Source organism: Wenyingzhuangia sp. IMCC45467 (assembly GCF_054111205.1).
The window spans coordinates 755157-779944 of record NZ_CM134196.1 but is presented as its reverse complement, the minus strand read 5'-3'; the positions used below and the strand labels follow the sequence as shown (position 1 = coordinate 779944).

The window sequence follows — 24788 nt, the reverse complement described above, 5'->3', positions numbered from 1 at the left end:
TTAAAAGAAATGAATATATTACAAATAACAAAGTCTATACTAGGGAATGAATGTCCTAAATGTGGTAAAGGAAAAGTTTATAAAGATAAAAATATTTTATTTAGTATAAAGCCTCCAAAAATGAATGATAGTTGTTGTGTTTGCAATAATAAGTTTATGAAAGAGCCTGGTTTTTTTATAGGAGCCATGTATGTTGGTTATGGGTTAGGAGTTGCCGAAGCGTTGTTGACTTACTTGATAGCAAGTCAATTTTTTGATAAATCTTTAGATTTAAGAATTATACCAATAATAGTGGTTGTGATGTTGCTCTTAACTTTTTTCAATATCAAACTCTCTAGATTGATATGGATATATATGTTTAGAAATATAAAATAAAAGTAAAATTGAGTTTAATAAAAAAGATAACCTCTATAGCACTAATAATTTTACTTATTAATATAATTATCTTAATGATAAGGTAATTATCATTCGTCTGTTTTTTAGTTTTTATAGCTGAAATTTACATTTCATATTACTCTTAGTATAATGATGAATGTAGGTAAGAACACAGAAAATTTGATAAAAAAAATTATTAAAGGTGATGAAAAAGCATACATATATTTAATTGATACTTACTACAAAAAATTATTTCTTTACGCTTATAGCATTTCTAAAAATCAAGTCTTAGCAGAAGATATTGTTCAGAACGTTTTTATGCGAATTTGGGAAAATAGAAAACAACTTAAAATAAAAGAATCTTTCAAAAGCTTTTTATACAAATCTGTGTATAATGAATTTATTAATAATTATAGAAAGCAACAATCTTCAATCTCTTTAGATACTGTCTTTTTTGAGACTATTAATGCTTTATCAGATGATATAAGTGCTGATGATCAAAGATTGACTTTGGTTTATAATGAAATTGAAAATTTGCCAACTAAGTGTAAACAAGTTTTTTTACTTAGCAAACAAGAGGGGTTAAGCAATCAAGAAATTTCGGAGCATTTAAACATAACGGTAAAGGCAGTAGAAAATCACGTTACAAATGCTTTTAATATTATTAGAGGTAACTTATTAGGAGGTGATAAAATTAAAAAAACCGTCTAAAAAATAGACGGTTTTCCATCATGGTTAATTGCTAAATACCATGATTACATTAACAAAGAAACAAAACTTATTTTTCTTTAACATAATCTTTTTTTAATCTCATTGTTACCTCTGATTTGTTATTAATGAGTTTTTTATTTCCATTCTCATCTTTAATCAAACTAAAGCTATCAAATACTTCTCCTTTTGTTGTGTAGGAGTTGTATTGAATCGTATCATTTTCAACAGTAATGATTTGAAAAAGCTGTACGTATTCACCTCTTTTTACCATCCAATTCTGGTCTTGAGATTCATACATTTTAGGTCCACTAACAGATACTGCATAAACAGCTCCAGCATCTTTTACAATAGTTTTTCCTAAACCTTCGTTTGAAGCATAACCTCTTGCATAGGTGTGGTCGTGACCTTGTAATACCAAATCCACATTATATTTATCTATTAAAGGTTTTAAAGATTCTCTTAACTCTTTATTACCTCTTCCTTTCGCTGTAGAAAAAATAGGGTAATGCATGGTTAGTGTAATCCATTTTTTTGTATTGTTTGCCAGTACAGAATCTAACCATTTTGTTTGTGCTTTTCTAGAAAGCTCACTATTATTAAAACTTTGTGCATCAATAGAAACTAATTTCATGTTTTGATAATCTAAGCTGTAACAAGTTTCCTTTAATTCTTCTAAAGGCCCATTTTCTGGTAAGGTAAATTGAGGTCTCCACAAAGCAGATAATTTTGATCTATTTACACTTTTATTATATTCATGGTTTCCAGGAGTCATAATACTAGGTACGGTTGCATGTATAAAACTACCAGCATAAAACCATTCTCCCCATTCTCTGTCAGATTCACTATGGTTTATTAAATCTCCTGCATGTAACATAAAATCTACTTCAGGCATCATTTTGTATGATTTTCTAATCACTCTAGACCACATAGATTTAACATCGTTTTGTGCATCACCAAAATAAATGAAACTAAAAGCTTTATCGGAATTAACAGGTGGTGTTTTTATTTGAAACCACTCACTCCATGTATCATCATTTTTACCTCCATTTCCAACACGATAAACATAATTAGTATCTGGTATTAAGTTTTTAACAATAGCAGAATGATAAACAGCATTCACTTCTGGCTCATTATCTCTTGTGTTTTCTACTTGAATAAATTCCGTTTTGGCAACAATTTGTTGCATACTCTTGTCTAGCAAAAAATCAGGACCATGAGTTTCTTTAGCTATTTGTACGTATGCAGAATCAATATCAACACTAGTTCTCCAGTTAACAGCAAAACTATGGTTTGAATCTTCAGTAAGACTCACAATAATTCTATCTGGGGTTTTAGAAGGGAATATTAGTTTATGAGCTGGAATTTGAGACATAGAAGCATAGTGAGTATGGTGGTGTTCCTCATTATGATAATGTGTAGCTTCAATTTTTTTACCACATCCAGAAAGAATCATCAAACCTAAAAGTGTACCTACTATTTTTTTCATTTTATTTAATTTTTGTAAATAAAGCAGGAGCTTTTATAGCTCCTGCTTAGGGTTTTTATTGTAATAACCACATGTTAGACCATTGGTCATTAGTTGTTGGTTGTAAATTTTGTATGGCATTTAACATATTACTTTCATTATAAGGATCTGTGTAAAAAAACCTAACAGGAGTTTGTTTTCCTTTTGTTCCAGAAATGATATTTTTGTTTAAATCAGGATATCCAGTTCTTCTAAAGTCAAACCAAGATTCTGTAGTTAACCAAAGAGCAATCCATTTTTGATGCATAATAGGTGCTAGTTTATTCCCTGCATTGTCAAAAATTTGTTTGGCATTAGTGATGTATTCATTTTGATTAAAAGCAGTCAATGTATTGTTTACATTATCATAAACAGTATTAGCATCACCATCATTAATTTGATATTGATTGAATGATAATTCAATTCCAGCTTTGTAGTATTCATATGCATTGTTATTGATGTATCCACGAGCACTAGCTTCTGCTGATAAGAATTTTACTTCTGCTGAAGTCATAAAAATAGATTTGACCATTTCATGGCTATTTTCTGAATACATATCTGCTAAATAAGAAGTATGTGGATTGGCAGCAGCATTTAAATAAATACTTCCATTTAGACTAGAGATATCATTTTTAACATCACTAAGCGTTCCTCCCATATTAAAATCATTAGGAGCACTTAAAGCAATTGGTAAACCAACAAACAAATTGGTGTTAATATCATTTTCTAAATTGTTATCAGTATTTAAAGCATTGATATCTATATCAACATAACGTTTTATTCTGTTGTTTTCTAACACTAATTGGTTCGTAGCTCCTTGTACAAGTTGAGCATCAACGGGTTTTATCCATTTGGTTAAACGAGGATCTTTTAAACTTATTAAGTCATTAACAATAGTAGCAGATGGTTTTCTACGGTAAAATTCAGATCGGTTACTCCAGTTTAATGCACCTCCAGGCCAGCTATTATTACTATCAGTACCAATGTAAGACACTACAGCATTGTCGTTATTGTCTTGTAGAACAGGAAATTCATTAGGATTATTAACAATGTTTGCGATTTCTGTGGATACGTTAATATCTGTATCATTTTTTTCTGATAAACGCATGTAAAATCTTAAAAGTAAAGAGTTTGCAAACTTTCTCCATTTTTGTCCATCACCATGGTACATCACATCACTATCTATGGCTTCTTTACAAATGGTGGTGTTTTTTAAAAGTGTGTTTGCTTGTTTTAAACTGTTAATAATACCTATAAACACTTCTTTTTGAGTATCATATTGAGGTTTAAAAAAATCATCTCCTCCTTTTTCAGCATTTAAAGCTTTGCTATAAGGAACGTCTCCAAAAGCAGAAGTAATAAATCCAAAATGATAAGATTTCATGATGAGTGCAACAGCTTGATAATAGTTTTTTACTTCATCCTTTTTTTCTGTTTCGGCTCTTTTGTAAATGTATTCACTGTCTTTTAAAGGTTCATAAAAGTTACCAAAATCAACAGCTCCCCATTGATAATTATTCTCTTCATAACTAGTAAAATCTCTCTGTAAATATTGATTCGCTGCAGAAAGTTCTCCCCAATCATAAGACATTTTACTGTTTATTTTAGCAGATCCAGATAGAATACCTGTAAGCACAAATTTAATATCAACTTCGGTATCAGGAAGTGTGTTTGGACTCGTGTTTATATCGTCTAAAGATTCACTACATGAACTAGCAAAAAGCGCTAAAATTGATAGTGAAAATATGATTATATTTTTTTTCATTTTGATTGTATTTATAAATTAAAAACTAACATTAAGTCTAAACCCCATTGGAGCTGTCCAAGGAGCAAGATTCCATTTTTCAAAACCTTGATTTCCATCGTTAAAAGCCAATTCAGGATCTATACCGATGTCTGCTTTTGTCCATAGCATGATGTTTTTTGCGTAAATAGAAAGCGAAATGTTTTGTGCAGAAATAAATTTTGCAATGTTATCAGTAAACTTATAAGTAAGAGTGATGTCTCTTAATTTTACAAAAGAAGCATCGTACATAAAAGTATCTCCAGTTCTCCAGAAACTCCCGCTAGATTCAACAACTCTATAAGCATCAAAGAATTTAGTGCCTGGTGCTCCAAAGTTTTCAGTATATGTACCATCTCCATTGTCTATTACACCAGGGAAAAACGCACCGTTGTAGTTTCCATTGTATTCAAATCCTCCAAGATCTTGATTTCTACCACCAACCCAAACATTGTTATCTCTGTAAATAGGGTTAGATTTAATTTCATTTGCTAACGCAGTTCTGTCTCCACCATATGAGTTGGCATTTAAGACTCCCGTAAAAGTACTTGTACTAATACCATTGTTCCAGCTTTCAATTTTACCAGAACGAGCCATTCTTTTCATAGATTCTGAAAAGAAATCACCACCTTGTCTCCAGTCAATACTAGCAGACAGTGTAAAGTTTTTATAAGAAATAGATGTGTTAAATCCAACAGTGAAATCATTGTTAAAGTTTCCAACTTTTGGTTGATTTTCTTGAGCTCTATCAACAACCCATCTACCGTTGGCATCTAATAAATTCCAGCCTTTGTATTCTCCTTCTTCTACTTTTTTAACATAAGGAGCATATAAATCTCCAATAATACCTCCAACTTTGGTAAAAGCTCCCATATCTGTTCCTCCACCAAAAGAAACACGATCAATACCATCAACTAATTCAACTAATTTACTTTGTTGCTTGGTAAAGTTAAAGTTCATGTCCCAAAACAAATCTTTTGTTTTAATAGGAACGATGTTCATCCCCAATTCAATTCCGTAATTTTCAACATTACCAGCGTTAATAGTAGTGCTAGTGTACCCTGTTAAAGGAGAAACAGCAACGTTTAAAATTTGGTTTTTATTTTGAGTTTTGTAGTAAGTTGCATCAAAACCTAAACGACTATGAAATAATTTGATATCTGCACCTACTTCATAAGAAGTTGCAATTTCTGGTTTTAAATTGGTGTTAGGCATACTGCTTGGAAGTGAGTAAGTAAAATCATCACCCCAATATCCTTGTGAAAGTGTGGGGTTGATTAAGTATGGTGAAGTATCTTTACCAACTTGTGCCCAACTAGATCTTAATTTAAAAAGAGACACCCATTGTGGCATATTTACAAATTGTGAGACCAATACACTTGTTGATACAGATGGGTAAAAATAAGATCTGTTTTCTTTTGGCAAGGTACTTGACCAATCGTTACGAGCAGTTAAATCAACAAAAACATAATCTTTATAAGCTAAAGACAACATTCCGTAAGCACTATAAATTGCTTTTTTATAGCTAGCACTTGCATAAGATAATCCACCTCTAGATACGTTAGATAGTGTGTAAAGACCAGGCAAAACCAAATTATCACCTCCAGCATTGATAGGATTTGCTAATGCTATTCATAATATTACCTCCTAAAGAAGGATCTATATGAAAATTTCCTAATTTCTTTTTATAAGAAAATAACACATCAACATTGGTTTCTCTAGCGGTACTTTCACTAATGTTATAAGACCCAAAAGGTTTACTACTTCCAAAACCATCAAAAGACCAAGGTTTAATAATTTCTGTTTTATTACTATTGCTACTATTAGAAACTCTAGCCATTGCGTTAAGGTCTGAAGTAATTTCCCAGTCTAATTTAATGTTTCCAAAACCTCTTATTTTATCAAACGTATTTCTTCTTTCGTATGCAGAAAACCAAGGATTGTTATATCCTTCTGTTATTTTATTTTGTTTGGTGTTTTTTACTTCCCAATAATCATCTTTTAAATCGTTGATATTGATGTGAGGAGCAATATTATAAATGTCAAAATATTGATCATTACCTCCTAAAGATTGAATAGGATAATTGTCTGAATTTGGATTTGAAAGGTTGATGTTTGTAGATAACGTTACTTTATCTGTTATTTTATAACTAGTAGTTAAATTAACACCAATTTTTTTTAGTTCTGTACCTGGAGTAAATCCTTCTCCTTTTAAGTGTGATAAGGATAAACGGAAATTTCCTTTATCATACGCTCCAGAAACACTTATATCATTTATAGTAGTAACTCCTGTTTTAAAATAGTCTTGTAAGCTATTATCGTAAAATTTTAAAGGTGTTTCTTGTCCGTTGCTATTCCACTGTACAGCTGGTGTTCCTGCTTCAGCACCGTACCAATGTTGCCAAGTAGCTTCGTCAAATTGTCCTTTTTGACCATTGGTAAATCTGTTTTGTAAGTCAATATATTTATATGGAGTGTTAAAAGTAGTGGTGGTGTTAAAAGTAACACCAATTCCTTTTTTGGTGTTTTTACCAGATTTTGTGGTAATTAAAATAACCCCATTTCCAGCCCTAGAACCATAAAGAGCAGCTGCACTAGCTCCTTTTAATACAGATATGTTTTCAATATCCATAGCGCTAATATCAGCCATAACATTGGTGTCTCCTATAGGAGAACCATCAATAACAACTAATGGTTGGTCGTTACCAGTTAAAGATGTTTTTCCTCTAATATTAACGTAAGTTTCGTTGTTTAAATCATTTCCTCCTCTTCTAATGTCTAAACCAGAAATTTTACCAGACAAACCTCCTAAAACATTTTCTTGAGGAACAAGATTTACTTTTTCAGAATCAATTTCACCTACTGAATACCCAAGTGCTTTTTTTTCTCTTTTCATCCCTAAAGCGGTAACTATAACTTCTTGCATTTTTTCTACAGATGCTTCTAAAGTTACTGTTAGGTATGTATTGTTGCTAACAAGAATTTCTTGAGTTGTCATTCCAGCAAAAGAAAATACTAGAATACTTTCTTTGTTAGGAACTAATATGCTAAAGTCTCCATCAAAACCAGATAAAACACCTTTGTTAGTTCCTTTTACAATAATATTAACACCTGGTAAAAGCATACCATCAGCATCCTTTATAACTCCTTTAATTTCAATAGGTGGAATTTTAGTTACTTTTTGACTTTGTTTAGATTTAACTTTTATAATAATATGTTTCTCTACTACTTCATAGGTTTTGTTTGTGTTTTTAAATAGTTGATTTAACACATTTTCAACTTTTTCATTTTTAACTTGAATGCTCACAACTTTTTTGATGTCTACATCTTTAATGTTGTATAAGAATTTGTACTCGGTACGAGCTTCAATTTCATCAAGCACTTTTTCAATAGTTACTTTCTGAAGGTTTAAGGTGATTTTTATATTTTGTCCGTAGTTATTTGCAAATGCGCTAAATAAACTAATAAACAAGAAAATGGTTGTTAACTTAGTTCTTAAGTTAAATTTTGAAGAGCATAAGGTGTTACTCTTGATTTGTTTAATTTTTTTCATATTTTTGATAAGATTATTATAGTGGTAATTTTTATATCACTTCTTTTTAAAGGAAGATGTTCCCGCATCTTCTTTTTTTTTTTTGATACATACTTAGACTTTACTTTTATTTCATATAATTTCTTTTTTTAATTAATAATTATTTTTTGGTTAATTGTTTCATAATTGAAAGGATAACTTTTACTAAAGGTGTTTAATATTTTATCTATACTTTCTTTTGCGCTAAAGCTGGCATTAAAATATTGTTGATCTAATTCTTTGTTGTTATTAACAATGGTAATATTATAATTACGTTCTAATCTTTTAATGATATTTTTAAAAGAAATATCTCTAAAAATTAAAGTCCCTGTCCTCCAACTAGTATAAATTCTAGTATCTACTTTTTCAGTAGAAAAGGTGCGTTTGTACTCATTGTAAACTCCCTTAAATCCTGGGTTTAATAAAATTGTTGTGTTAGTATTGTAGTGGTCATCGTCATACAATCCTACCAAACCTTCAACTAAAACAGTGGTAATGTCTTTTTCTTCAGGATATGCAGAAACATTAAATTGTGTTCCTAATACACGAACTTTTAATTGATTTGCATTTACAACAAATGGATGTGATGGATCTTTGGCTACATTAAAAAAAGCTTCTCCGTTAAGGGATACTTCTCTTTTTTTGTTGTTAGAAAACTGACTAGGATATTTTATTGAAGTACCAGAGTTTAAGATAATCATAGTTCCATCAGACAATACCAACTCAAAATGCTTTCCATATGGAACTGTTAATTTGTTGATGATTTCTTTTTTTAATGTATTATTGGTAGTAGTATAAACAATTCTATTGGCTTGTTGAACACCAATGATATTTCCATTGTTATCTACAATTTCTTTAGATCCATTTTCTTGAATAATTTCTGTTTTTCCATTCCCTAAATCAAGAATAATTTGATTTGTACTAGCAATAAAATCATCTTTTTTTGTAATATTTTGATATGCTAAATAAGTAGAACAAATTGCAATTAATAATATAGCAGCATATTTTAGCAAGTTCAACGGAAGTAGCCTTTTAACTTTTGTTTTATTCTTAATTCTAAGGGTTTCTTTATTTATAAAATCAGACTTATGATTTTTAGTAAGTGAAGCACTGGTAATGTAGTCTAGTTTTATGTATTCTTTAAAAAGGTTTTTGTTATCTGATAATTTTATCCATTGCTCTAATTGACTTAATTCTTGAGTTGAAGCAGTTCCATTTAGATAATTAACAATACACTTTTCTATTTCGGTTGTAATCATATTTTTCTTTTATATAGCTAAGACATAGCTAAAAGTAAATACCCCAGAAAATGTATATTACTAGTATGTTACCAATATGTTAGGTAATTGTTTTTATACGTTTTAAAACGTAGTTATATCCACTGCCTTTTTTTAAAGACAAAAACTCCTATAATAGAAAGGGTGATAGATATTAATATTATAACAGGTAAAGCCAATGGAACATTTTCAAATCCGTTAGGAATGTTCATTCCAAAAATACTGGCAATAAGAGTTGGAATCATTAAAATAATAGAAATCAACGTAAGTTTTTTCATGACTACATTTAAGTTGTTAGATATTACCGATGTAAAAGTAGCCATCATTCCACTTTGTATATTAGAGTATATTTTAGACATTTCTAAGGCTTGTCTGTTTTCTATATAAGCATCATCTATTAGTTCTTTGTTAATATCTGTAGCAAATGTTTTGTTTTTTCGTAACCTGTTTAAAACTATCTCGTTGGCTTTTAAAGCTGTAATAAAATACACCAAACACTTTTCCATTTTAAGTAATTTATTTAACTCTTTGTTTTTGATAGATTTTTCTAAATCTTGCTCAATTAAAGAAGTCATTTGGTTAATTTGTTTTAGGTGTCTTAAATAGAGCCTACCTGAGTTTAAAAATAAGTGAAGAACAAAATTGGTACTGTCCGAAATTTTATGAGAATGACCTTTAAAAAGCGAAGGTTGGTCTATGGGTAAAACATCATTGTTTTCTAAACAAATAGACATGGTAAAGTTTTCGGTAATAAAAATTCCTAAAGGAATGGTGTAAAAGGGGAGGTTGTTGTTTTTAGATTCTATTGATATTCTTAAAATAATTAAAGTCCAATCATCATCAAATTCTACTCTAGATCTTTCATCAATATCTAAAATATCATTTACAAAATCTCCAGGGAGGTTATAAGTGCTTGTTAAGGCTTGTATCTCTTGAGCACTTGGACTGGTTACGTTAATCCAACATCCTTTTTCTAAAGTATTGATTTCATAAGATTTTCCAAAGGTTTTAAATATTTTAATCATAACAACAATGTTGTGTTTAAAGGTTACACTTTGTTAAGTTACTTAAAATCTTAAATAAAAAGCCTATCAAAATAAATTGATAGGCTTTAAAATGTGATATTGTATAATGTGAAATTATTTACTCATTGTAAAAACTTCATCTTTAATATTAGTTTTGTTACTCAATAAGAACATTAAGTAGTTAACAACCATATGGAATACAATTAAGCAAACAAGTGCATAAAGCGGTACTCCTAAAAATTGATAAGGCCAATAATAGGTCCAAACATCTAAATTTATGGTAATTACCTCTCCAAAGGCAGGAAAAACAAGTGCTAGTAAAAAAGTGATATATGTTTTGGTTTTTAGGCTGGGTTTGTTCAGTTGAGCAAACAATTCTTTTTCAAGTTTATAAACATAGCTAAAAGCAAGCATCCAAGCAAAAGGAAGCCATAAGGGCATGAGTGATTGAATATCATGATATTCCCAATATCCATTAGAAATTCCCCAATATTCTGCACCAATTCCTAAAACTCCAGAGAGAAACATTCCTATTGGTACAATCCAATTTTTTTGTTTGTTACTAAAACCTAAATTGTACATTGAATGCACAACTTTTAAAATTAAAAAAATAGCAACTAACCAATCTTTTTGATGTAACAAGCCTATAAAGACACCTGCAATGCAAATTTTTAATGTTGCTTTGAGGAGAGAGATAGTTATGTTTTTAGATTGAATTGTCATTTAATATTACATTCTTTCAGGAACATCAATTCCTAATAAATTAAAGGCAGATTTAATAGTATCTCCAACTTGTGCGGATAATTGTGTTCTAAATATTTTAACATTTTCTTCTTCGCATCCTAAAATATATGAGCTTTGGTAAAATGAGTTGTATTCTTTTACCAAATCATAAGTATAATTAGCAATTAAAGCTGGACTGTGATTTTTAGCAGCCAATTGAACCGTTTCTGGGTACAATTGTAAGGTTTTAACTACTGCTAATTCTTTGTCTGATATTTTTACAGATTGTTTAGCTGAATAATCAAAATCTGCTTTTCTAAGAATAGACTGAATTCTAGCGTAAGTATATTGAATAAAAGGTCCTGTGTTTCCGTTAAAGTCTATAGATTCTTTAGGATCAAACAAAATACGTTTTTTAGGGTCTACTTTTAAAATGTAATATTTTAAAGCTCCCATTCCTATAGTTTTGTATAACTCTTCTTTTTGTTCTGTAGAGTATCCTTCTAGTTTTCCTAATTCCTGAGAAATTTCACGAGCTGTATTTACCATTTCTTCCATCAAATCATCGGCATCTACTACGGTTCCTTCTCTAGATTTCATTTTACCAGTTGGTAAATCTACCATTCCGTAAGATAAGTGATACATGTTTTCTGCCCATGAGAAACCTAATTTCTTTAAGATTAAAAATAATACTTTAAAATGATAATCTTGCTCATTACCAACGGTGTAGGTTAGTGCATTGATATCAAACTCTTGAAAACGTTGAATAGCGGTTCCTAAATCTTGTGTAATATAAACAGAGGTTCCGTCACCACGTAAAACTAATTTTTCATCTAAACCTTCATCTGTTAAATCAATCCATACAGAACCATCTTCTTTTTTAAAGAAGACTCCTTTGTCTAAACCATCTTGTACACAATCTTTTCCTAAAAGGTAAGTTTCACTTTCGTAATAGTTTTTATCAAAAGAAACTCCTAAGTTTTTGTATGATACTGCAAAACCATCATATACCCATTGGTTCATGGTTTTCCAAAGTTCTACTACTTCTTTGTCACCTGCTTCCCATTTACGAAGCATTTCTTGAGCTTCTAATAAAATAGGGGCTTGTTTTTTTGCTTCGTCTTCTGTTTTGCCTTCTGCAATTAAAGTTGTGATTTCATTTTTGTAAGCTTTGTCAAAAGCTACATAATAATTACCAACTAATTTATCACCTTTTAATCCAGTATTGGCAGGTGTTTCTCTGTTTCCAAATTTTTGCCAAGCCAACATACTTTTGCAAATATGTATTCCACGGTCGTTAATAATTTGTGTTTTATACACTTTTTTACCACTCGCAGCTATAATTTCTGCAACAGAAAATCCTAATAAATTATTACGTACATGACCTAAATGTAAAGGTTTGTTAGTGTTAGGTGAAGAATATTCTACCATAACAGCTTTGTCTGTAGGAGCAGGAGCAAGGGTTCCATAATTTTTGGTATGGTAGATTTCGTAAAAACTATCTACAAAAAAACTAGGATTGATAGAAATATTTAAGAATCCTTTTACCACATTAAAATCTGTAACTAAGTCTACATTGGTTTTAAGGTATTCTCCAATTTGAGTTCCTATTTGTACAGGATTTCCTTTAACAAATCTTAAAAAAGCAAAAACAACAATGGTAATATCACCCTCAAACTCTTTACGAGTTGCTTGGAATTCTACTGTTGTAATTTCGGTTTTAAAAATTTCTACAAACGCTTTCTTAACGGCAATTTCTAAATGGTTTTGGATACTCATTTGTGTGTATTTCTATTGAGTTGCGAAAGTACGGAAATAATTAATTTTTGACGACTTGTTAAATTTAAAATTACGAGCCTTTATTTAAAATAAGTTTTTAAGATGTTTTTTTATGTGAGTATATAACTTACAAATTCTTAATCACTTTTTTGGTTGTTATGCCTTTGTTAGAGGTGAGTTTAACCCAATAGGTTCCTATGGGTAAATTACTAGAATTAATAGAGTTTTGTGGTTTAGAAACCGTTTTTTGAATTAATAGTTGTCCATCCTCCTTAAATATTTCAATAGTAATTTCATTTGAATCCTCTAATCCTATAAATAAATCGTTGTCTATCATATTCGGTATAAATTAATATGTTGTATTGCTAATTAAAAATTTATGAGTCAAGAGTTGTACTAGACTTCATAATTTTAAATCCCTTCCATACATTGGCTATTTTGTAAGTCTCTAGGTTGTTTAGAACTTTTAGAGTACAATTGTTTATACGTGTTCCAAAAAACACATTTGAGTGAATTGTTAAAGGATCTTTAATGTTGCAAATAAGAGTGGTTAACTTGGCACACCAACCAAAAGAATATTCTTTTATGGTAGTAATAGAGTTAGGAATAGTAACTGTACTTAAATCTTCACAACCAATAAATAAATGAGATTCAATTGTAGTAATAGAATAAGGAAAAGTAAAGCTAGTTAATCCTGAGGAGCTAAATGCCGATTTTTCTATAGAAGAAATAGAATTAGACATGCTTATTGAACTTAAGTTTTTACAGTTGCTAAACGAAAAGGCTTTAATTGTAGTAATGTTGTTACCAATACTAATAGCTGTAATACTTTCATTGTTTTTAAAGGCAGTATCACTAATTTCGGTAACATTAAAGTTTGTTTTGTTGTAACTAACAGTATTAGGAATTGTGATAGATTTAGCATAAACATTGTCAAAATTTTTAATAACCTTAACAGTTGTTTCTGATGTTTTTTCATAAGTAATTCCTGCTATTGTAAATGGAAGTACATCAGTAACTAAACTAAACTTATCCAAAATATCAGAAGTTTTATAAGCTGTTAAATATGCTGTAGGAACAATTAATTTGCAGCTTTCAGAAATATGGTTAAATGCCGTTTTATGAAAAGGTTGTGGGGATGTAATATTAGAAACAACCTGAACTAAATTAGGATTGTTTGCAAAAGCTTTTTCTTCTATTTCACAAATAGTGTTTGGAAGTGTAATGTTGTTTAAATCAAAGTTATTAGCAAAAGCAGATGTTCCAATTTTGTGAACAATATAATTTATGCCCTTATATGTAATAGATTCTGGAATAGTTAATGCCCCAGAATATAATTTGTTTTTGCTTTGTATTATTTTTACAGTTGATAATGAGGTCGTCTGGTACGTAATTCCCTCTAGATTAAAACTTATTGATTTTGCAATTTTTTTAATTGTACTTGTGCTTATATTCATAAAAATGAATTTTTTTCTTTAAACACAAATTTATTTTACATAACAGCATTTGCGTAGCCAATTAGGACAAATCAATAGCCCAATCAGACATTTTTTAGATTCACAAAACAAAAATTACTTTACATTAAGTGTTGTTCTCACGTACTTCAGAAGGAAGTTTTCCATGCTTTTTCTTAAAAGCAGCACTAAATTTACTTTGACTTTCATAACCTACTTCTTGGGCTATGTATTTAATTTGTAGGTTCGTGTTTAAAATTAGCTGCATAGCCAATTCCATTTTTTTATGAATATGATATTGGAGTATAGAATTTCCGTACACGGATTTAAAATCTGTTTTTAATTTGGATGAAGATAAGTTTAACTTTTTAGCAATGGTGTCAATTCCTATAAATGGCATTGCAAGGTTTGTTGAAATAAGTCGTTCACATTCAGAAATCTTTTTATAATCTGCTATTCCTTTTTCTTGATAATCTTGTTTTCTAATGTCTCTAAACACATTTTTAAAAAAAGAAGAAATTAAACTAAAAGCTTGAGATTTTAAAAGGGTTTCATTAAAAACATCATCATTAAAAGTGGTAACAGTATGTAGAATTTCATTAGAACATTCTTCGGCATTAGGAACAATATCTTGATAAGAAATAAAACCTTTGTCTGAATTAAGAAATTTTTTAAAAGGAATATTAGGATCTAATTTGTCTAAAGGAACATTTTTTTCTATCCAACTAGGACTAATATAATAAATAAAGAATTTAGACTTGGTTCCTTTATAAAAACACGCTCCTACATCGGTACCAGGTTTTTTAAACCCCCAAAATTTATTTTGAAAAGGAATTTTATCTATAAATGTATTCTGAAGTTTAATTTCACTTTCAAAAAGGGTAAATGTTATTGTATAATGATCACTTGGTATATTTTTATCATAAACAGATTTAATAATTGTGTTTTGTTTAAACTGAACATCTGTAATAGTTAACCACAATCCATCTTCTATTTTTCTATAAAAAAAAGAGCCTTTTGTAAAAGGGTTGTTTCTGTAAACTGCCTGATCTTTTTTAACATGTTTACTCCCCGGAGTTTTTATGGTACTCTCTATCATTAGTTCGGGGCTGTTTGCTAAAAAAGGAAATTCAAAAAAGCCATTTTGAAAAAATTGAATATTAGGCTTTATGTATTGAAACCATTTGGATAAGTTCATTGTTAATTATAGAATTGTAAAGTATTTTAATTGAGGTAGATATAAACTAATTTTTAAGTGAATATGATACTTAATATTGAGTTGTGAAAATACGTAATTTAAGTGAATAAATTATAGTAAAAGTCAAGCTTAGTTACTTATATAATTCTGTTGATTGAGGGTGGGGAATTAATTTTAATAGTAATGATAGAATTAAAAAAAAGCATTGGTTTATTTTATTATTTTAACTTTAAAAAAAAGTTTTGGAAAATAAGCAAGAATCTTTTGATGTTTTAATAGTCGGAGCTGGTACAGCCGGATTAATGTTGGCTAGAGAATTAGGTAAAGCCAAGTGTAAAACTCTTTTGGTAGATAGAAAAACAAATTTATTAAGCTTTTCTTTTAATACATTGGCTAGTTTTATGGATTTAGATGATTTTGATTTAACCAATTATGTTGTTGCTCAAAAATTAGAATCAGCAATTATATATTCAAAAAATTTTACTAGAAAAATAAAAGGGTGTGGTTATATTTTAGATAAAACCAAGCTACATCAAGAATTATTAGAAAGCTTAGATGAAAAGTATGTTACCATTAAAAAAGGGGTACATATTAAAGAAATTAAAAAGGATTATCAAGGAATAATAACAGAGGTAATTGACAAAAATAAAAATAGTTATAATGCTAAAATTATTGTAGATGCCTCTGGAACTGTAGGGGTTATTAGTAAACAAGTTGGTTTGCTTCCTAAAGCTATGCAATTGGCAACAGGAGTAGAGTATAATGTAAAATATAAAGGGAATCCACAAGAGGGACATTTATTAATAGGGAAACAATATCAGGGTGGTTATGGTTGGATATTCCCTTTGCAAAATGGTCGTGCCATATTAGGATTTGGAACTTTTGAAAACAAGGTTATAAAAGAATTAAAGCCTCGTTTAAATGAAATTTTAGAAATATCATTAATTAAATCACTTGTAGAAAAAGATAAAGAAACTGTTGAGGGAGGAAGTATTCCTATAACACCAGTTTTAGAAAAATTTGTACAACAAAATTTGGTGTGTGTGGGTGATAGTGTTTCGCAAGTAAACCCTATTGTTGGAGAAGGGTATAAGTTTATATTTGAAGCTGCTATAATGGCCAGTAAATCAATGGTAAAAGCTTTAAAAGAAAACGATTATACTATATTACACGAATATGAAGAGGCTTGGAAAAAACGATTTTTAAACAATTATAAGAGAGCCAAATATTCTCAAGAAAAAATATTTAAATACTCTAGAAAAGATAGACTGGTAGATCTTGCTGTTTTTTTATTAAAGCTAAGATCTGACAAAAGTATTATTAAATCATTGTCTGGAGAATTTTATGAATAATGTTATGGTAAATGTATGTTAGTGTTGCTTAAATTCCTTCAGCAATAAATTTTAATTCTTCTTCATTTAAAATAGTAATAGATTTTCCTACCAAATCAATTAATTTATCCTTTTTAAAGGTTGATAAAATTCTAATGGCAGATTCTGTTGCTGTTCCCACAGAACTAGCAATTTCTTTTCTGCTTAGCTGAATTTTAATAGTATTGTTACTATCTACACCATAAGTTTCTTTTAAAAACAATATCAAATCAGCCATGCGTTGGTGTACTGTATTGGTAGAAATATTGGTAATAGCATTGTTTGCTTCTTTTAAATCGTTACAAACAGTTTTAAACATAGCATTAGAAAACTTAGGGTTTTCATTTAGCGGTTTTTTAATTAAATCTTGAGGAATAAAACAAGCAGATACATCGTTTAAGGCAGTAACAGTAATCATACTAGGTTCATGAGTAATTGCAGAGTGATAGCCAATTAAATCTCCTTTTTTACTAAACTTTACAATTTGTTCTTTACCGTTGGCATTTAATTGCGATAGTTTGCAAACTCCATCTTTAATACAATAAACTCCCGATGAAAATTTACCTTCACCAAATATAACTTCTCCTTTTTTAAAAATGTGTACATCTTTTGAGTCAGATATATGTTTTAACTCTTCCTTGCTCAAAGCGTTTAAGTTGTTAAATTGTTTTATCAAACATTGTTCACATCTGCTCATAAGTCATTTTGTATTAATTGCACATCAAAGTTAAAAAACTATATGATAATAATCATAGGAAAAATATTTTGCTAAAAATAAATTTGCATCATAAACCAAGTGTGTTATGAAAGATAATAGTTGTTTTCATTGTGGTGATGAGTTAATAGAAGTTATAAAATATGATAATAAAAAATTTTGTTGCCATGGATGTAAAACGGTTTATGAAATTTTTAAAGACAATAATTTAACGGCTTATTACGATTTTGAGAAAAATCCAGGATTAACACCAACCAATATTAAGGGAAAATATGCTTTTTTAAACAATGCAACGGTAGTAAGTAAATTATTAGATTTTCAAGAAGACGGAGTTGAAATAGTTACTTTGTATATTCCTAAAATACATTGTAGTTCTTGTGTTTGGGTGTTAGAGCATTTGCAAAAATTAAATGGAAACATTATTAGTTCTAGAGTTCATTTTTCCAAAAAAACAGTCCAAATAACTTATAAAAACATCATTAGCTTACAAGAATTGGTAGAGTTGTTAGCTATGGTTGGTTATGACCCTTATATAAGTTTAGAAGATGGTGAAAAAAAGCAACAACAAAGTAAAGCAAGTACTTACAAGTTAGCCGTGGCAGGTTTTGCTTTTGGAAATACCATGTTTTTATCTTTTCCAGATTATTTTGGCAAGCCAGATGTTTGGTTGGTTCAATACCAACCATTGTTTGCTTTGTTAATGTTTTTGTTTAGCTTACCTGTTGTTTTTTATGCTGCTAACGATTATTTTATATCGGCTTATAAGGGACTAAAAAAACGTATTTTAAATATTGATGTGCCTATAAGTATTGGAGTTGTTGTTTTATTTTTAAGAAGTAGTTATGAGTTTTTTACAGGAACAGGACAAGGTTATTTTGATAGTTTAACAGGCTTGATTTTCTTTTTATTACTAGGAAAATTATTTCAGCAAAAGACTTATGATTTTTTATCGTTTGAAAGAGATTTTAAATCCTATTTTCCCATTGCAGTTTCTACTTTAATTCACAACAAAGAGGTTGTAGTGCCTGTAAATGAAATTATTGTTGATGATATTCTGGTTATTAGAAATGAAGAAGTAATTCCTACCGATGGAATTGTGGTAAATGGTAACGCAACATTAGATTATAGTTTTGTAACAGGGGAAGCTAATTTAATACAAAAAAATATAGGTGATAAAGTTTTTGCAGGAGGAAAACAACAAGGTCAATCTATTCAAATAAAAGTAATTAAAACAGTAGATCAGAGTTATTTAACCAAGTTGTGGAGTCAAAATTCTTATGACAAACCTTCAAAATTAGCCAATCTTACAGATCTTGTCAGTCAATATTTTACATGGGCATTATTGTTCGTAACATTAGTGTCAGCCATGTATTGGTTTTTTGTAGATAAAAGTCAAATAATAAATGTAGTTACATCAATTTTAATAGTGGCTTGTCCTTGTGCATTGGCATTGTCTGCTCCATTTGCCTTTGGAAATGTATTAAGGGTTTTAGGTAAAAAAGGATTTTATTTAAAAGATAGCTCAGTAATTGAAAAAATAGCACAAATAGATACTCTATTTTTTGATAAAACAGGAACGTTGACTACAAGGAATAAACAAGAATTTATATACCAAGGACAAAAACTATCCACAGAGGAAATGTCCATGATAAAATCATTAGTTAAAAACTCTAATCATCCGTTAAGCAGAACGTTGTTTAAAAAGTTAAAAGGAGATTGTATAGATGTTTATGATTTTAAAGAAGTTGAAGGTAATGGAGTTCAAGGATTATTCCATCAGAAATTAGTAAAAGTAGGATCTGCTAATTTTGTAAATAATATTAAAAGTGATGTAGAAACAGAAAGTAGGGTATATGTTTCTATTGATAAAAAAGTTTTTGGGTATTTTAAGTTTGGAAATCAATACCGAAATAAAATATTTAAAACGCTAAAAAATCTTGCTAAAAAGTATCAGATAAATATTTTATCAGGAGACAATAATGCTGCATTACCCTTTTTACAATCTAAATTATCAGGTAATACAAATTTTTATTTTAATCAATCTCCACAAAATAAGTTAGAACAGATTAAAGCTTGTCAAAAAAATAACCAGTCTGTAATGATGGTTGGTGATGGTTTAAATGATGCTGGAGCTTTATTACAAGCAGAAGTAGGTATTGCAGTAGCAGAAGATGTAAATGTATTTTCTCCTGCTAGTGATGCTATTATTGATGCTACAAAAATGAATCAGATTCCAGCATTTTTTAAATTTTGTAAAGCAAGTTTGGTCGTGGTTAAAATTAGCTTTATACTCTCTATATTGTACAATATAGTTGGGCTATATTTTGCTGTTAGTGGATTGTTAACCCCATTAATTGCTGCTGTATTAATGCCATTAAGCTCTATAACTATTGTGGTTTTTGTAACCATAGCAACTAATTTTTTGGGGAGAAAAAATACATAAGCTTTATATACAGTAATATGTAAATGTTTTATGAATCCCTGTTATTTTTTTTAGGATTGTAGAGTATAATTACCTGTACTAAAATAGCAATAATAATTAAGAAAATAATTTCTATTTGAGTAAATAAATTTATGGTTTTCATGGCTTTATTACTCATGTGCATTTGTAACTTACCTTCATCTAATTGTATTTTAGATAAATGCTGTAACTTTTCTTTTATAAGATGTATGCTAGATAATACCTTTTTAGAAGAAGGGGTTTTAGAATTGTTTTCTAGCTTGTATAAACGTTCTAGTTCCGTTTTTAAATCATCAAAAATATTGCGCTCCTTGTCGGTTAGTTTTGTTTGTTCATATTTTTTAATATAACTATCAATTTCACGGTTTACTTTAGCATTTTTATTTTTAAAAAATAAAGTATCAGCACTTACAATGGCTATTTCTTTGTCCTGAATTAATAAAGATGTCTCAAAAATTAAATCACAAACAACAATTCTATCTTCATATATAGTAGTTACAGATTGCTTAAGACTATTAAAATTATCTTTATCAACTAAATTGGTACTTAACACAATAAAAAAGATTAACAATACACTTAAAACTTTTTTTACTTTATTAAAAATCATGACATTTTTATTTTAGACGATTTAAAACTGTTTTAAATATATGTTTTTATATGTTATTTGAGTGCGTTGGAATTATAAATTGTATAAAAATAGGTGAAAATACGTAGATTTTTAATGAAATATATTACAGTATTTCACAATTATTTAAGAGTAGTTCTTTGGGTTTAGATAGCTTAACCCCATTTAAATCTAATTTTACATTTTCTAATTGAATATGATTTCCGTTGATGATTTCAATAATAGAATCGGGACTTTTAATTATACTATTTTTAATTACTACCTCACTTGCATCTTTAATAATAATTAAGTTTTTACTAATAGCACTTACATTGTCTATTTTTAGATGGCTAAGAGGGGATTCTGGAATTCCGTAAATTTTTAAAAAATGAGTGCTGTTTTCAATAATAATATTGCTTATTGAGATGTTTCGATAAAAAGGAGTTAATGAGTTTACTTTTCTTATAGGTAAACGTTCAGCTAATTCTCCTACATACTCGGGAGTTCCCAACATGTCCCATTTAATGGCTGTAGCTTCTAAATTCATACGTATTCTATTGTAGTATAAATATTCACCTCCACCACCTCTAGGTCTACGGGTTTTAAATCTAATACCAACAACTGTGCCTTCAAAAACACAATCGTGAACATATAAGTTTTTAATAGTTCCCGCAGTTTCACTACCACAGGTAATTCCTCCATGTCCTTTTTGAGCCAAGCAATATCTTACCACAATATTTTCGGTAGGTTTGTTTACTTTTAAGCCATCTTCACCTCGACCAGATTTCATAGTAAAACAATCATCACCCGTGTTTAAAGTACAATATTCAATCAGTACATTTTTAGAAGATTCAATATCAATACCATCTCCACGAGGAATACCATAAGAATTTATATAAACCCCACGAATAATTACTTGATCGCAATAGGTAGGAACAATGTTCCAAAAAGCCGTGTTTTCTAAAGATATTCCTTCTATATAAACATTTTTGCAATTAATAGGAGAAATAAACTTAGGCGGAAAAATCCAGGTTTCTTTAGAACCATCGTGAATACGTTCTTTTGATGGTTTTGATAAATCTATTAGTCCTTCAATAGGTTGCATATAGGCACGTTCTTTTATTTCACCAGCATAAGGGCCAATTAATTTTCCTTTACCTGTAATGGCAATGTTTTCTTGTTTGTTAGCATAAATACAAGCGGCGAGAGACATCATTTCTAGGCTTTCTGTACGTGTAAAAACTGCAGGTTGATAATCTTTAACATCAGTACTAAATTTTAATACAGCTCCTTCTTTTAAGTGTAAGTTTACGTTGCTTTTTAATGAAATTCGTCCTGTAATCCATTCTCCTTCAGGGATAATGACAACTCCACCACCATTTACAGAGGCTTTATCTATAGCTGATTGTATTATAGAGGTTATAATATTAAGATTACTATTATATAGCTTGTCTTTAAGATTAATGGTGTACTCTGGAAATATAGGTTTTTTAAACACAGGCATTTCAAAAGGAGCAGCTACAGGAGCAATGTTATTAGGCATAACTAAATGTCCAACTTCTTCCTTGGTTGGAATTGTTTTTAACTCACTGTAATCAAGGCCTGTTTTGTGTTTACAACTAAAAATTAACAATAGGGTAATTAAGGAAAATAATTGCTTCATGTTTTTAACATAAGATTTAACAAGTAAAAATAGATTTTTTAATAAAGGTGCGCTATAATTTTGTTCAGTGAATTATTCTATAAAACAACTTGTAAGTTTTTAAAACCTTTTTAGCTCAATATAATAATTAAGACAGGCTAATTGTGAAACTATGATAATAATCATTTTTTACAATCTATGATGGAAATACTTTTGCTTTAAAGTACAAAGTAATTATGGGAGTTATATATGTTTTAATCTTAGTTAGTCTCTGTGTGGCTATTATTTTTTTAGCAGTTTTCTTTTTAGCTGTTAAAAACGGTCAATTTGAAGATGATGAAACACCTGCCATGAGAATGCTTTTTAATGATGTCATTCAAAAAAACAAAAAACAATAACTATCAATCATTAGAATTTCTATTTATGGAAAAAGAACAATTTTATTATGACAACAAAATCGTAAAGAAATTTATTTACGCAACTATGTTCTGGGGACTCATAGGAATGTCTGTAGGACTATTACTGGCATTTATGTTTGTGTTTCCAAACATTACAAAAGGTATTTCATGGTTAAGTTTTGGGAGGCTAAGACCTTTGCATACCAATGCTGTTATTTTTGCTTTTGTGGGTAATGCCATGTTTGCCGGAGTTTATTACTCTTTGCAAAGATTATTAAAAGCTAGAATGTTTAGCGATTTACTTAGTAAAATTAACTTTTGGGGTTGGCAAGCCATTATTGTAGCAGCAGCTATTACCTTGCCTTTGGGAATTACCACAAGCAAAGAATATGCAGAATTAGAATGGCCTATAGATATTGCCATAGCCTTAATTTGGGTAGTATTTGGTATTAATATGATTGGTACTATTTTAAAACGTAGAGAACGTCACTTATATGTTGCCATCTGGTTTTATTTAGGAACTTTTGTAACCGTAGCCGTATTGCATATTTTTAACAGTTTGGCTTTGCCGGTATCTTTCTTAAAAAGCTATTCTGTTTATGCTGGAGTACAAGATGCTTTAGTACAGTGGTGGTATGGTCACAATGCCGTTGCCTTTTTTCTAACCACACCATTTTTGGGGTTGATGTATTATTTTGTGCCTAAAGCGGCTAATAGACCTGTGTATTCATACAGATTGTCTATTGTACACTTTTGGTCGTTGATTTTTATTTATATCTGGGCAGGACCTCACCATTTATTATATACTTCTTTACCAGATTGGGCACAAAATTTAGGGGTTGCATTTTCAGTCATGTTAATTGCACCTTCCTGGGGAGGAATGATTAACGGATTGTTAACTTTAAGAGGTGCATGGGATAAAGTAAGAATTGATCCTGTGTTAAAATTTATGGTAGTAGCCATTACAGGATATGGTATGGCAACTTTTGAGGGACCTATGTTGTCTTTAAAAAATGTAAATGCTATTGCTCACTTTTCTGATTGGATTATTGCTCATGTACACGTTGGAGCATTGGCTTGGAACGGGTTTTTAACATTTGGTATGGTGTATTGGTTGGTTCCTAAATTATTCAGAACTCAGTTACATTCTGTAAAATTAGCAAATGTACATTTTTGGTTAGGAACGTTAGGAATTATTATTTATGCCTTTCCAATGTACATTGCTGGATTTGTACAAGCTTCTATGTGGAAACAATTTAATCCTGATGGTACTTTAGTATATGGTAACTTTTTAGAAACAGTTACTCAAATTATTCCAATGTATTGGATGCGTGCCATTGGAGGGTCAATGTATATACTAGGGGCATTTGTAATGTTGTATAACATGATAGTTACCATTAAAAGTGGTGCTGAGGTTGAAGATGATATTAGCGAAGCAGCTCCTTTACAAAGAGTTAAAAAAGGACGGTTGTTAGGAGAAACTTGGCATCAAAAATTAGAAAGAAAGCCTGTGCAATTAACCATCTTTGCAACCATTGCCATTTTAATAGGAGGAATTGTACAAATAGTGCCAACCATTATGGTAGAATCTAACATTCCAACCATTAGTAGTGTAAAACCTTATACACCATTAGAATTAGAAGGAAGAGATTTATACATACGTGAAGGTTGTGTAGGATGTCATTCACAAATGGTTCGTCCTTTCCGTTCAGAAGTAGAACGATATGGAGAGTATTCTAAAGCCGGAGAATTTGTTTATGATCATCCTTTCTTATGGGGATCTAAACGTACAGGACCAGATTTACATAGAATTGGTATGAAATATTCTGATAGTTGGCATTTTAATCACATGATGGATCCACAAAGTACCTCTCCAGGTTCAATTATGCCACCTTATCCATGGTTGCTTAAAAATACACTAGACATTAGTGATACACAGGCTAAAATGAAAACAATGATTACTTTGGGAGTTCCTTATTCTCAAGCAGAAGTAAACAATGCTACCCAAAGTATGGTTGAACAAGCAAATACAATAGCAGAAAACTTAAATCAAGATCCGGCTTTTGTAGAAAGTTATCAAAAAGCTAGTGCAGAAGCAAAAGCTAAAGGAGAAGAGTTTGTGCCAATTCAACAAAGAGAAATAGTGGCTTTAATAGCATATTTACAACGATTAGGAACTGATATAAAAACCAATTAAG

The 24788-nt window shown here is 29.8% G+C and carries 20 protein-coding genes; 6 read left to right on the top strand and 14 right to left on the bottom strand.

Annotation, left to right across the window (positions count from 1 at the left end; translation table 11 throughout):
* The first annotated feature begins 9 nt into the window (after nt 1-9).
* Both ACXGQT_RS03475 and ACXGQT_RS03470 read left to right on the top strand, forming a co-directional pair.
* Nucleotides 10-375, top strand: coding sequence for a DUF983 domain-containing protein (locus ACXGQT_RS03475; protein ID WP_457830013.1), 366 nt, complete (start codon nt 10-12; stop codon nt 373-375).
* Between the two features lie 153 nt (nt 376-528).
* The gene (locus ACXGQT_RS03470; RefSeq protein ID WP_457830012.1) at nt 529-1086 is read left to right on the top strand and encodes an RNA polymerase sigma factor; all 558 of its coding nucleotides are present in this window, start codon (nt 529-531) and stop codon (nt 1084-1086) included.
* 67 nt (nt 1087-1153) lie between these two features.
* Here ACXGQT_RS03470 and ACXGQT_RS03465 read toward each other — a convergent pair whose 3' ends face one another.
* From ACXGQT_RS03465 to ACXGQT_RS03415, 11 genes are all read right to left on the bottom strand, one after another.
* The gene (locus ACXGQT_RS03465; protein ID WP_457830011.1) at nt 1154-2572 is read right to left on the bottom strand and encodes a metallophosphoesterase; all 1419 of its coding nucleotides are present in this window, start codon (nt 2570-2572) and stop codon (nt 1154-1156) included.
* A 55-nt stretch (nt 2573-2627) separates the two neighbouring features.
* Nucleotides 2628-4355: a SusD/RagB family nutrient-binding outer membrane lipoprotein gene (locus tag ACXGQT_RS03460; RefSeq protein WP_457830010.1), complete on the bottom strand. Its 1728-nt coding sequence runs from the start codon at nt 4353-4355 to the stop codon at nt 2628-2630.
* Between the two features lie 18 nt (nt 4356-4373).
* Nucleotides 4374-5960, bottom strand: coding sequence for a TonB-dependent receptor domain-containing protein (locus ACXGQT_RS03455; RefSeq protein ID WP_457830009.1), 1587 nt, complete (start codon nt 5958-5960; stop codon nt 4374-4376).
* A 10-nt stretch (nt 5961-5970) separates the two neighbouring features.
* Nucleotides 5971-7926 (bottom strand): carboxypeptidase-like regulatory domain-containing protein, encoded by a 1956-nt coding sequence (locus ACXGQT_RS03450; protein WP_457830008.1) that lies wholly within the window; start codon nt 7924-7926, stop codon nt 5971-5973.
* A 128-nt stretch (nt 7927-8054) separates the two neighbouring features.
* Complete coding sequence (locus ACXGQT_RS03445; RefSeq protein ID WP_457830007.1) at nt 8055-9203, bottom strand: FecR family protein; 1149 nt, start codon at nt 9201-9203, stop codon at nt 8055-8057.
* Between the two features lie 113 nt (nt 9204-9316).
* Nucleotides 9317-10246: a magnesium transporter CorA family protein gene (locus ACXGQT_RS03440; protein ID WP_457830006.1), complete on the bottom strand. Its 930-nt coding sequence runs from the start codon at nt 10244-10246 to the stop codon at nt 9317-9319.
* Between the two features lie 114 nt (nt 10247-10360).
* Nucleotides 10361-10969, bottom strand: coding sequence for a hypothetical protein (locus ACXGQT_RS03435; RefSeq protein WP_457830005.1), 609 nt, complete (start codon nt 10967-10969; stop codon nt 10361-10363).
* Nucleotides 10970-10975: 6 nt separating this feature from the next.
* Nucleotides 10976-12748: an arginine--tRNA ligase gene (gene argS, locus ACXGQT_RS03430; protein WP_457830004.1), complete on the bottom strand. Its 1773-nt coding sequence runs from the start codon at nt 12746-12748 to the stop codon at nt 10976-10978.
* Nucleotides 12749-12875: 127 nt separating this feature from the next.
* Nucleotides 12876-13085 carry a T9SS type A sorting domain-containing protein gene (locus ACXGQT_RS03425; protein ID WP_457830003.1) on the bottom strand — a complete coding sequence of 70 codons (210 nt, stop codon included), beginning with the start codon at nt 13083-13085 and terminating at the stop codon, nt 12876-12878.
* A 40-nt stretch (nt 13086-13125) separates the two neighbouring features.
* Entirely contained in the window at nt 13126-14205 is a 1080-nt protein-coding gene (locus tag ACXGQT_RS03420; protein WP_457830002.1) for a leucine-rich repeat domain-containing protein, read from the bottom strand.
* Between the two features lie 124 nt (nt 14206-14329).
* Nucleotides 14330-15400: a helix-turn-helix domain-containing protein gene (locus tag ACXGQT_RS03415; RefSeq protein ID WP_457830001.1), complete on the bottom strand. Its 1071-nt coding sequence runs from the start codon at nt 15398-15400 to the stop codon at nt 14330-14332.
* 242 nt (nt 15401-15642) lie between these two features.
* On the opposite strand from ACXGQT_RS03415, the gene ACXGQT_RS03410 reads away from it, so the two are divergent.
* Nucleotides 15643-16752, top strand: coding sequence for an NAD(P)/FAD-dependent oxidoreductase (locus ACXGQT_RS03410; RefSeq protein WP_457830000.1), 1110 nt, complete (start codon nt 15643-15645; stop codon nt 16750-16752).
* 28 nt (nt 16753-16780) lie between these two features.
* On the opposite strand, the gene ACXGQT_RS03405 is transcribed toward ACXGQT_RS03410, so the two are convergent.
* Nucleotides 16781-17467, bottom strand: coding sequence for a Crp/Fnr family transcriptional regulator (locus tag ACXGQT_RS03405; RefSeq protein WP_457829999.1), 687 nt, complete (start codon nt 17465-17467; stop codon nt 16781-16783).
* A gap of 106 nt (nt 17468-17573) precedes the next feature.
* On the opposite strand from ACXGQT_RS03405, the gene ACXGQT_RS03400 reads away from it, so the two are divergent.
* Nucleotides 17574-19928, top strand: a complete 2355-nt coding sequence (locus ACXGQT_RS03400) for a heavy metal translocating P-type ATPase (protein WP_457829998.1) — start codon at nt 17574-17576, stop codon at nt 19926-19928.
* A gap of 28 nt (nt 19929-19956) precedes the next feature.
* Here the strand turns inward: ACXGQT_RS03400 and ACXGQT_RS03395 are convergent, their stop codons facing one another.
* Together ACXGQT_RS03395 and ACXGQT_RS03390 are read right to left on the bottom strand one after the other, a co-directional pair.
* Entirely contained in the window at nt 19957-20553 is a 597-nt protein-coding gene (locus tag ACXGQT_RS03395) for an MCP four helix bundle domain-containing protein (protein ID WP_457829997.1), read from the bottom strand.
* Nucleotides 20554-20677: 124 nt separating this feature from the next.
* Entirely contained in the window at nt 20678-22213 is a 1536-nt protein-coding gene (locus ACXGQT_RS03390) for a glycoside hydrolase family 28 protein (RefSeq protein ID WP_457829996.1), read from the bottom strand.
* Nucleotides 22214-22428: 215 nt separating this feature from the next.
* On the opposite strand from ACXGQT_RS03390, the gene ccoS reads away from it, so the two are divergent.
* Together ccoS and ccoN are read left to right on the top strand one after the other, a co-directional pair.
* Entirely contained in the window at nt 22429-22590 is a 162-nt protein-coding gene (gene ccoS / locus ACXGQT_RS03385; RefSeq protein ID WP_457829995.1) for a cbb3-type cytochrome oxidase assembly protein CcoS, read from the top strand.
* 25 nt (nt 22591-22615) lie between these two features.
* Entirely contained in the window at nt 22616-24787 is a 2172-nt protein-coding gene (gene ccoN, locus ACXGQT_RS03380; RefSeq protein WP_457829994.1) for a cytochrome-c oxidase, cbb3-type subunit I, read from the top strand.
* Nucleotide 24788: the final 1 nt, after the last annotated feature.

Excerpts from the sequence above, each read along its gene's own strand:
- ACXGQT_RS03475 (WP_457830013.1), top strand. The coding sequence starts at position 10 with ATGAATATATTACAAATAACAAAGTCTATACTAGGGAATGAATGTCCT.
- ACXGQT_RS03470 (WP_457830012.1), top strand. The coding sequence starts at position 529 with ATGAATGTAGGTAAGAACACAGAAAATTTGATAAAAAAAATTATTAAA.
- ACXGQT_RS03465 (WP_457830011.1), bottom strand. The coding sequence starts at position 2,572 with ATGAAAAAAATAGTAGGTACACTTTTAGGTTTGATGATTCTTTCTGGA.
- ACXGQT_RS03460 (WP_457830010.1), bottom strand. The coding sequence starts at position 4,355 with ATGAAAAAAAATATAATCATATTTTCACTATCAATTTTAGCGCTTTTT.
- ACXGQT_RS03450 (WP_457830008.1), bottom strand. The coding sequence starts at position 7,926 with ATGAAAAAAATTAAACAAATCAAGAGTAACACCTTATGCTCTTCAAAA.
- ACXGQT_RS03445 (WP_457830007.1), bottom strand. The coding sequence starts at position 9,203 with ATGATTACAACCGAAATAGAAAAGTGTATTGTTAATTATCTAAATGGA.
- ACXGQT_RS03440 (WP_457830006.1), bottom strand. The coding sequence starts at position 10,246 with ATGATTAAAATATTTAAAACCTTTGGAAAATCTTATGAAATCAATACT.
- ACXGQT_RS03435 (WP_457830005.1), bottom strand. The coding sequence starts at position 10,969 with ATGACAATTCAATCTAAAAACATAACTATCTCTCTCCTCAAAGCAACA.
- argS (WP_457830004.1), bottom strand. The coding sequence starts at position 12,748 with ATGAGTATCCAAAACCATTTAGAAATTGCCGTTAAGAAAGCGTTTGTA.
- ACXGQT_RS03425 (WP_457830003.1), bottom strand. The coding sequence starts at position 13,085 with ATGATAGACAACGATTTATTTATAGGATTAGAGGATTCAAATGAAATT.
- ACXGQT_RS03420 (WP_457830002.1), bottom strand. The coding sequence starts at position 14,205 with ATGAATATAAGCACAAGTACAATTAAAAAAATTGCAAAATCAATAAGT.
- ACXGQT_RS03415 (WP_457830001.1), bottom strand. The coding sequence starts at position 15,400 with ATGAACTTATCCAAATGGTTTCAATACATAAAGCCTAATATTCAATTT.
- ACXGQT_RS03405 (WP_457829999.1), bottom strand. The coding sequence starts at position 17,467 with ATGAGCAGATGTGAACAATGTTTGATAAAACAATTTAACAACTTAAAC.
- ACXGQT_RS03400 (WP_457829998.1), top strand. The coding sequence starts at position 17,574 with ATGAAAGATAATAGTTGTTTTCATTGTGGTGATGAGTTAATAGAAGTT.
- ACXGQT_RS03395 (WP_457829997.1), bottom strand. The coding sequence starts at position 20,553 with ATGATTTTTAATAAAGTAAAAAAAGTTTTAAGTGTATTGTTAATCTTT.
- ACXGQT_RS03390 (WP_457829996.1), bottom strand. The coding sequence starts at position 22,213 with ATGAAGCAATTATTTTCCTTAATTACCCTATTGTTAATTTTTAGTTGT.
- ccoS (WP_457829995.1), top strand. The coding sequence starts at position 22,429 with ATGGGAGTTATATATGTTTTAATCTTAGTTAGTCTCTGTGTGGCTATT.
- ccoN (WP_457829994.1), top strand. The coding sequence starts at position 22,616 with ATGGAAAAAGAACAATTTTATTATGACAACAAAATCGTAAAGAAATTT.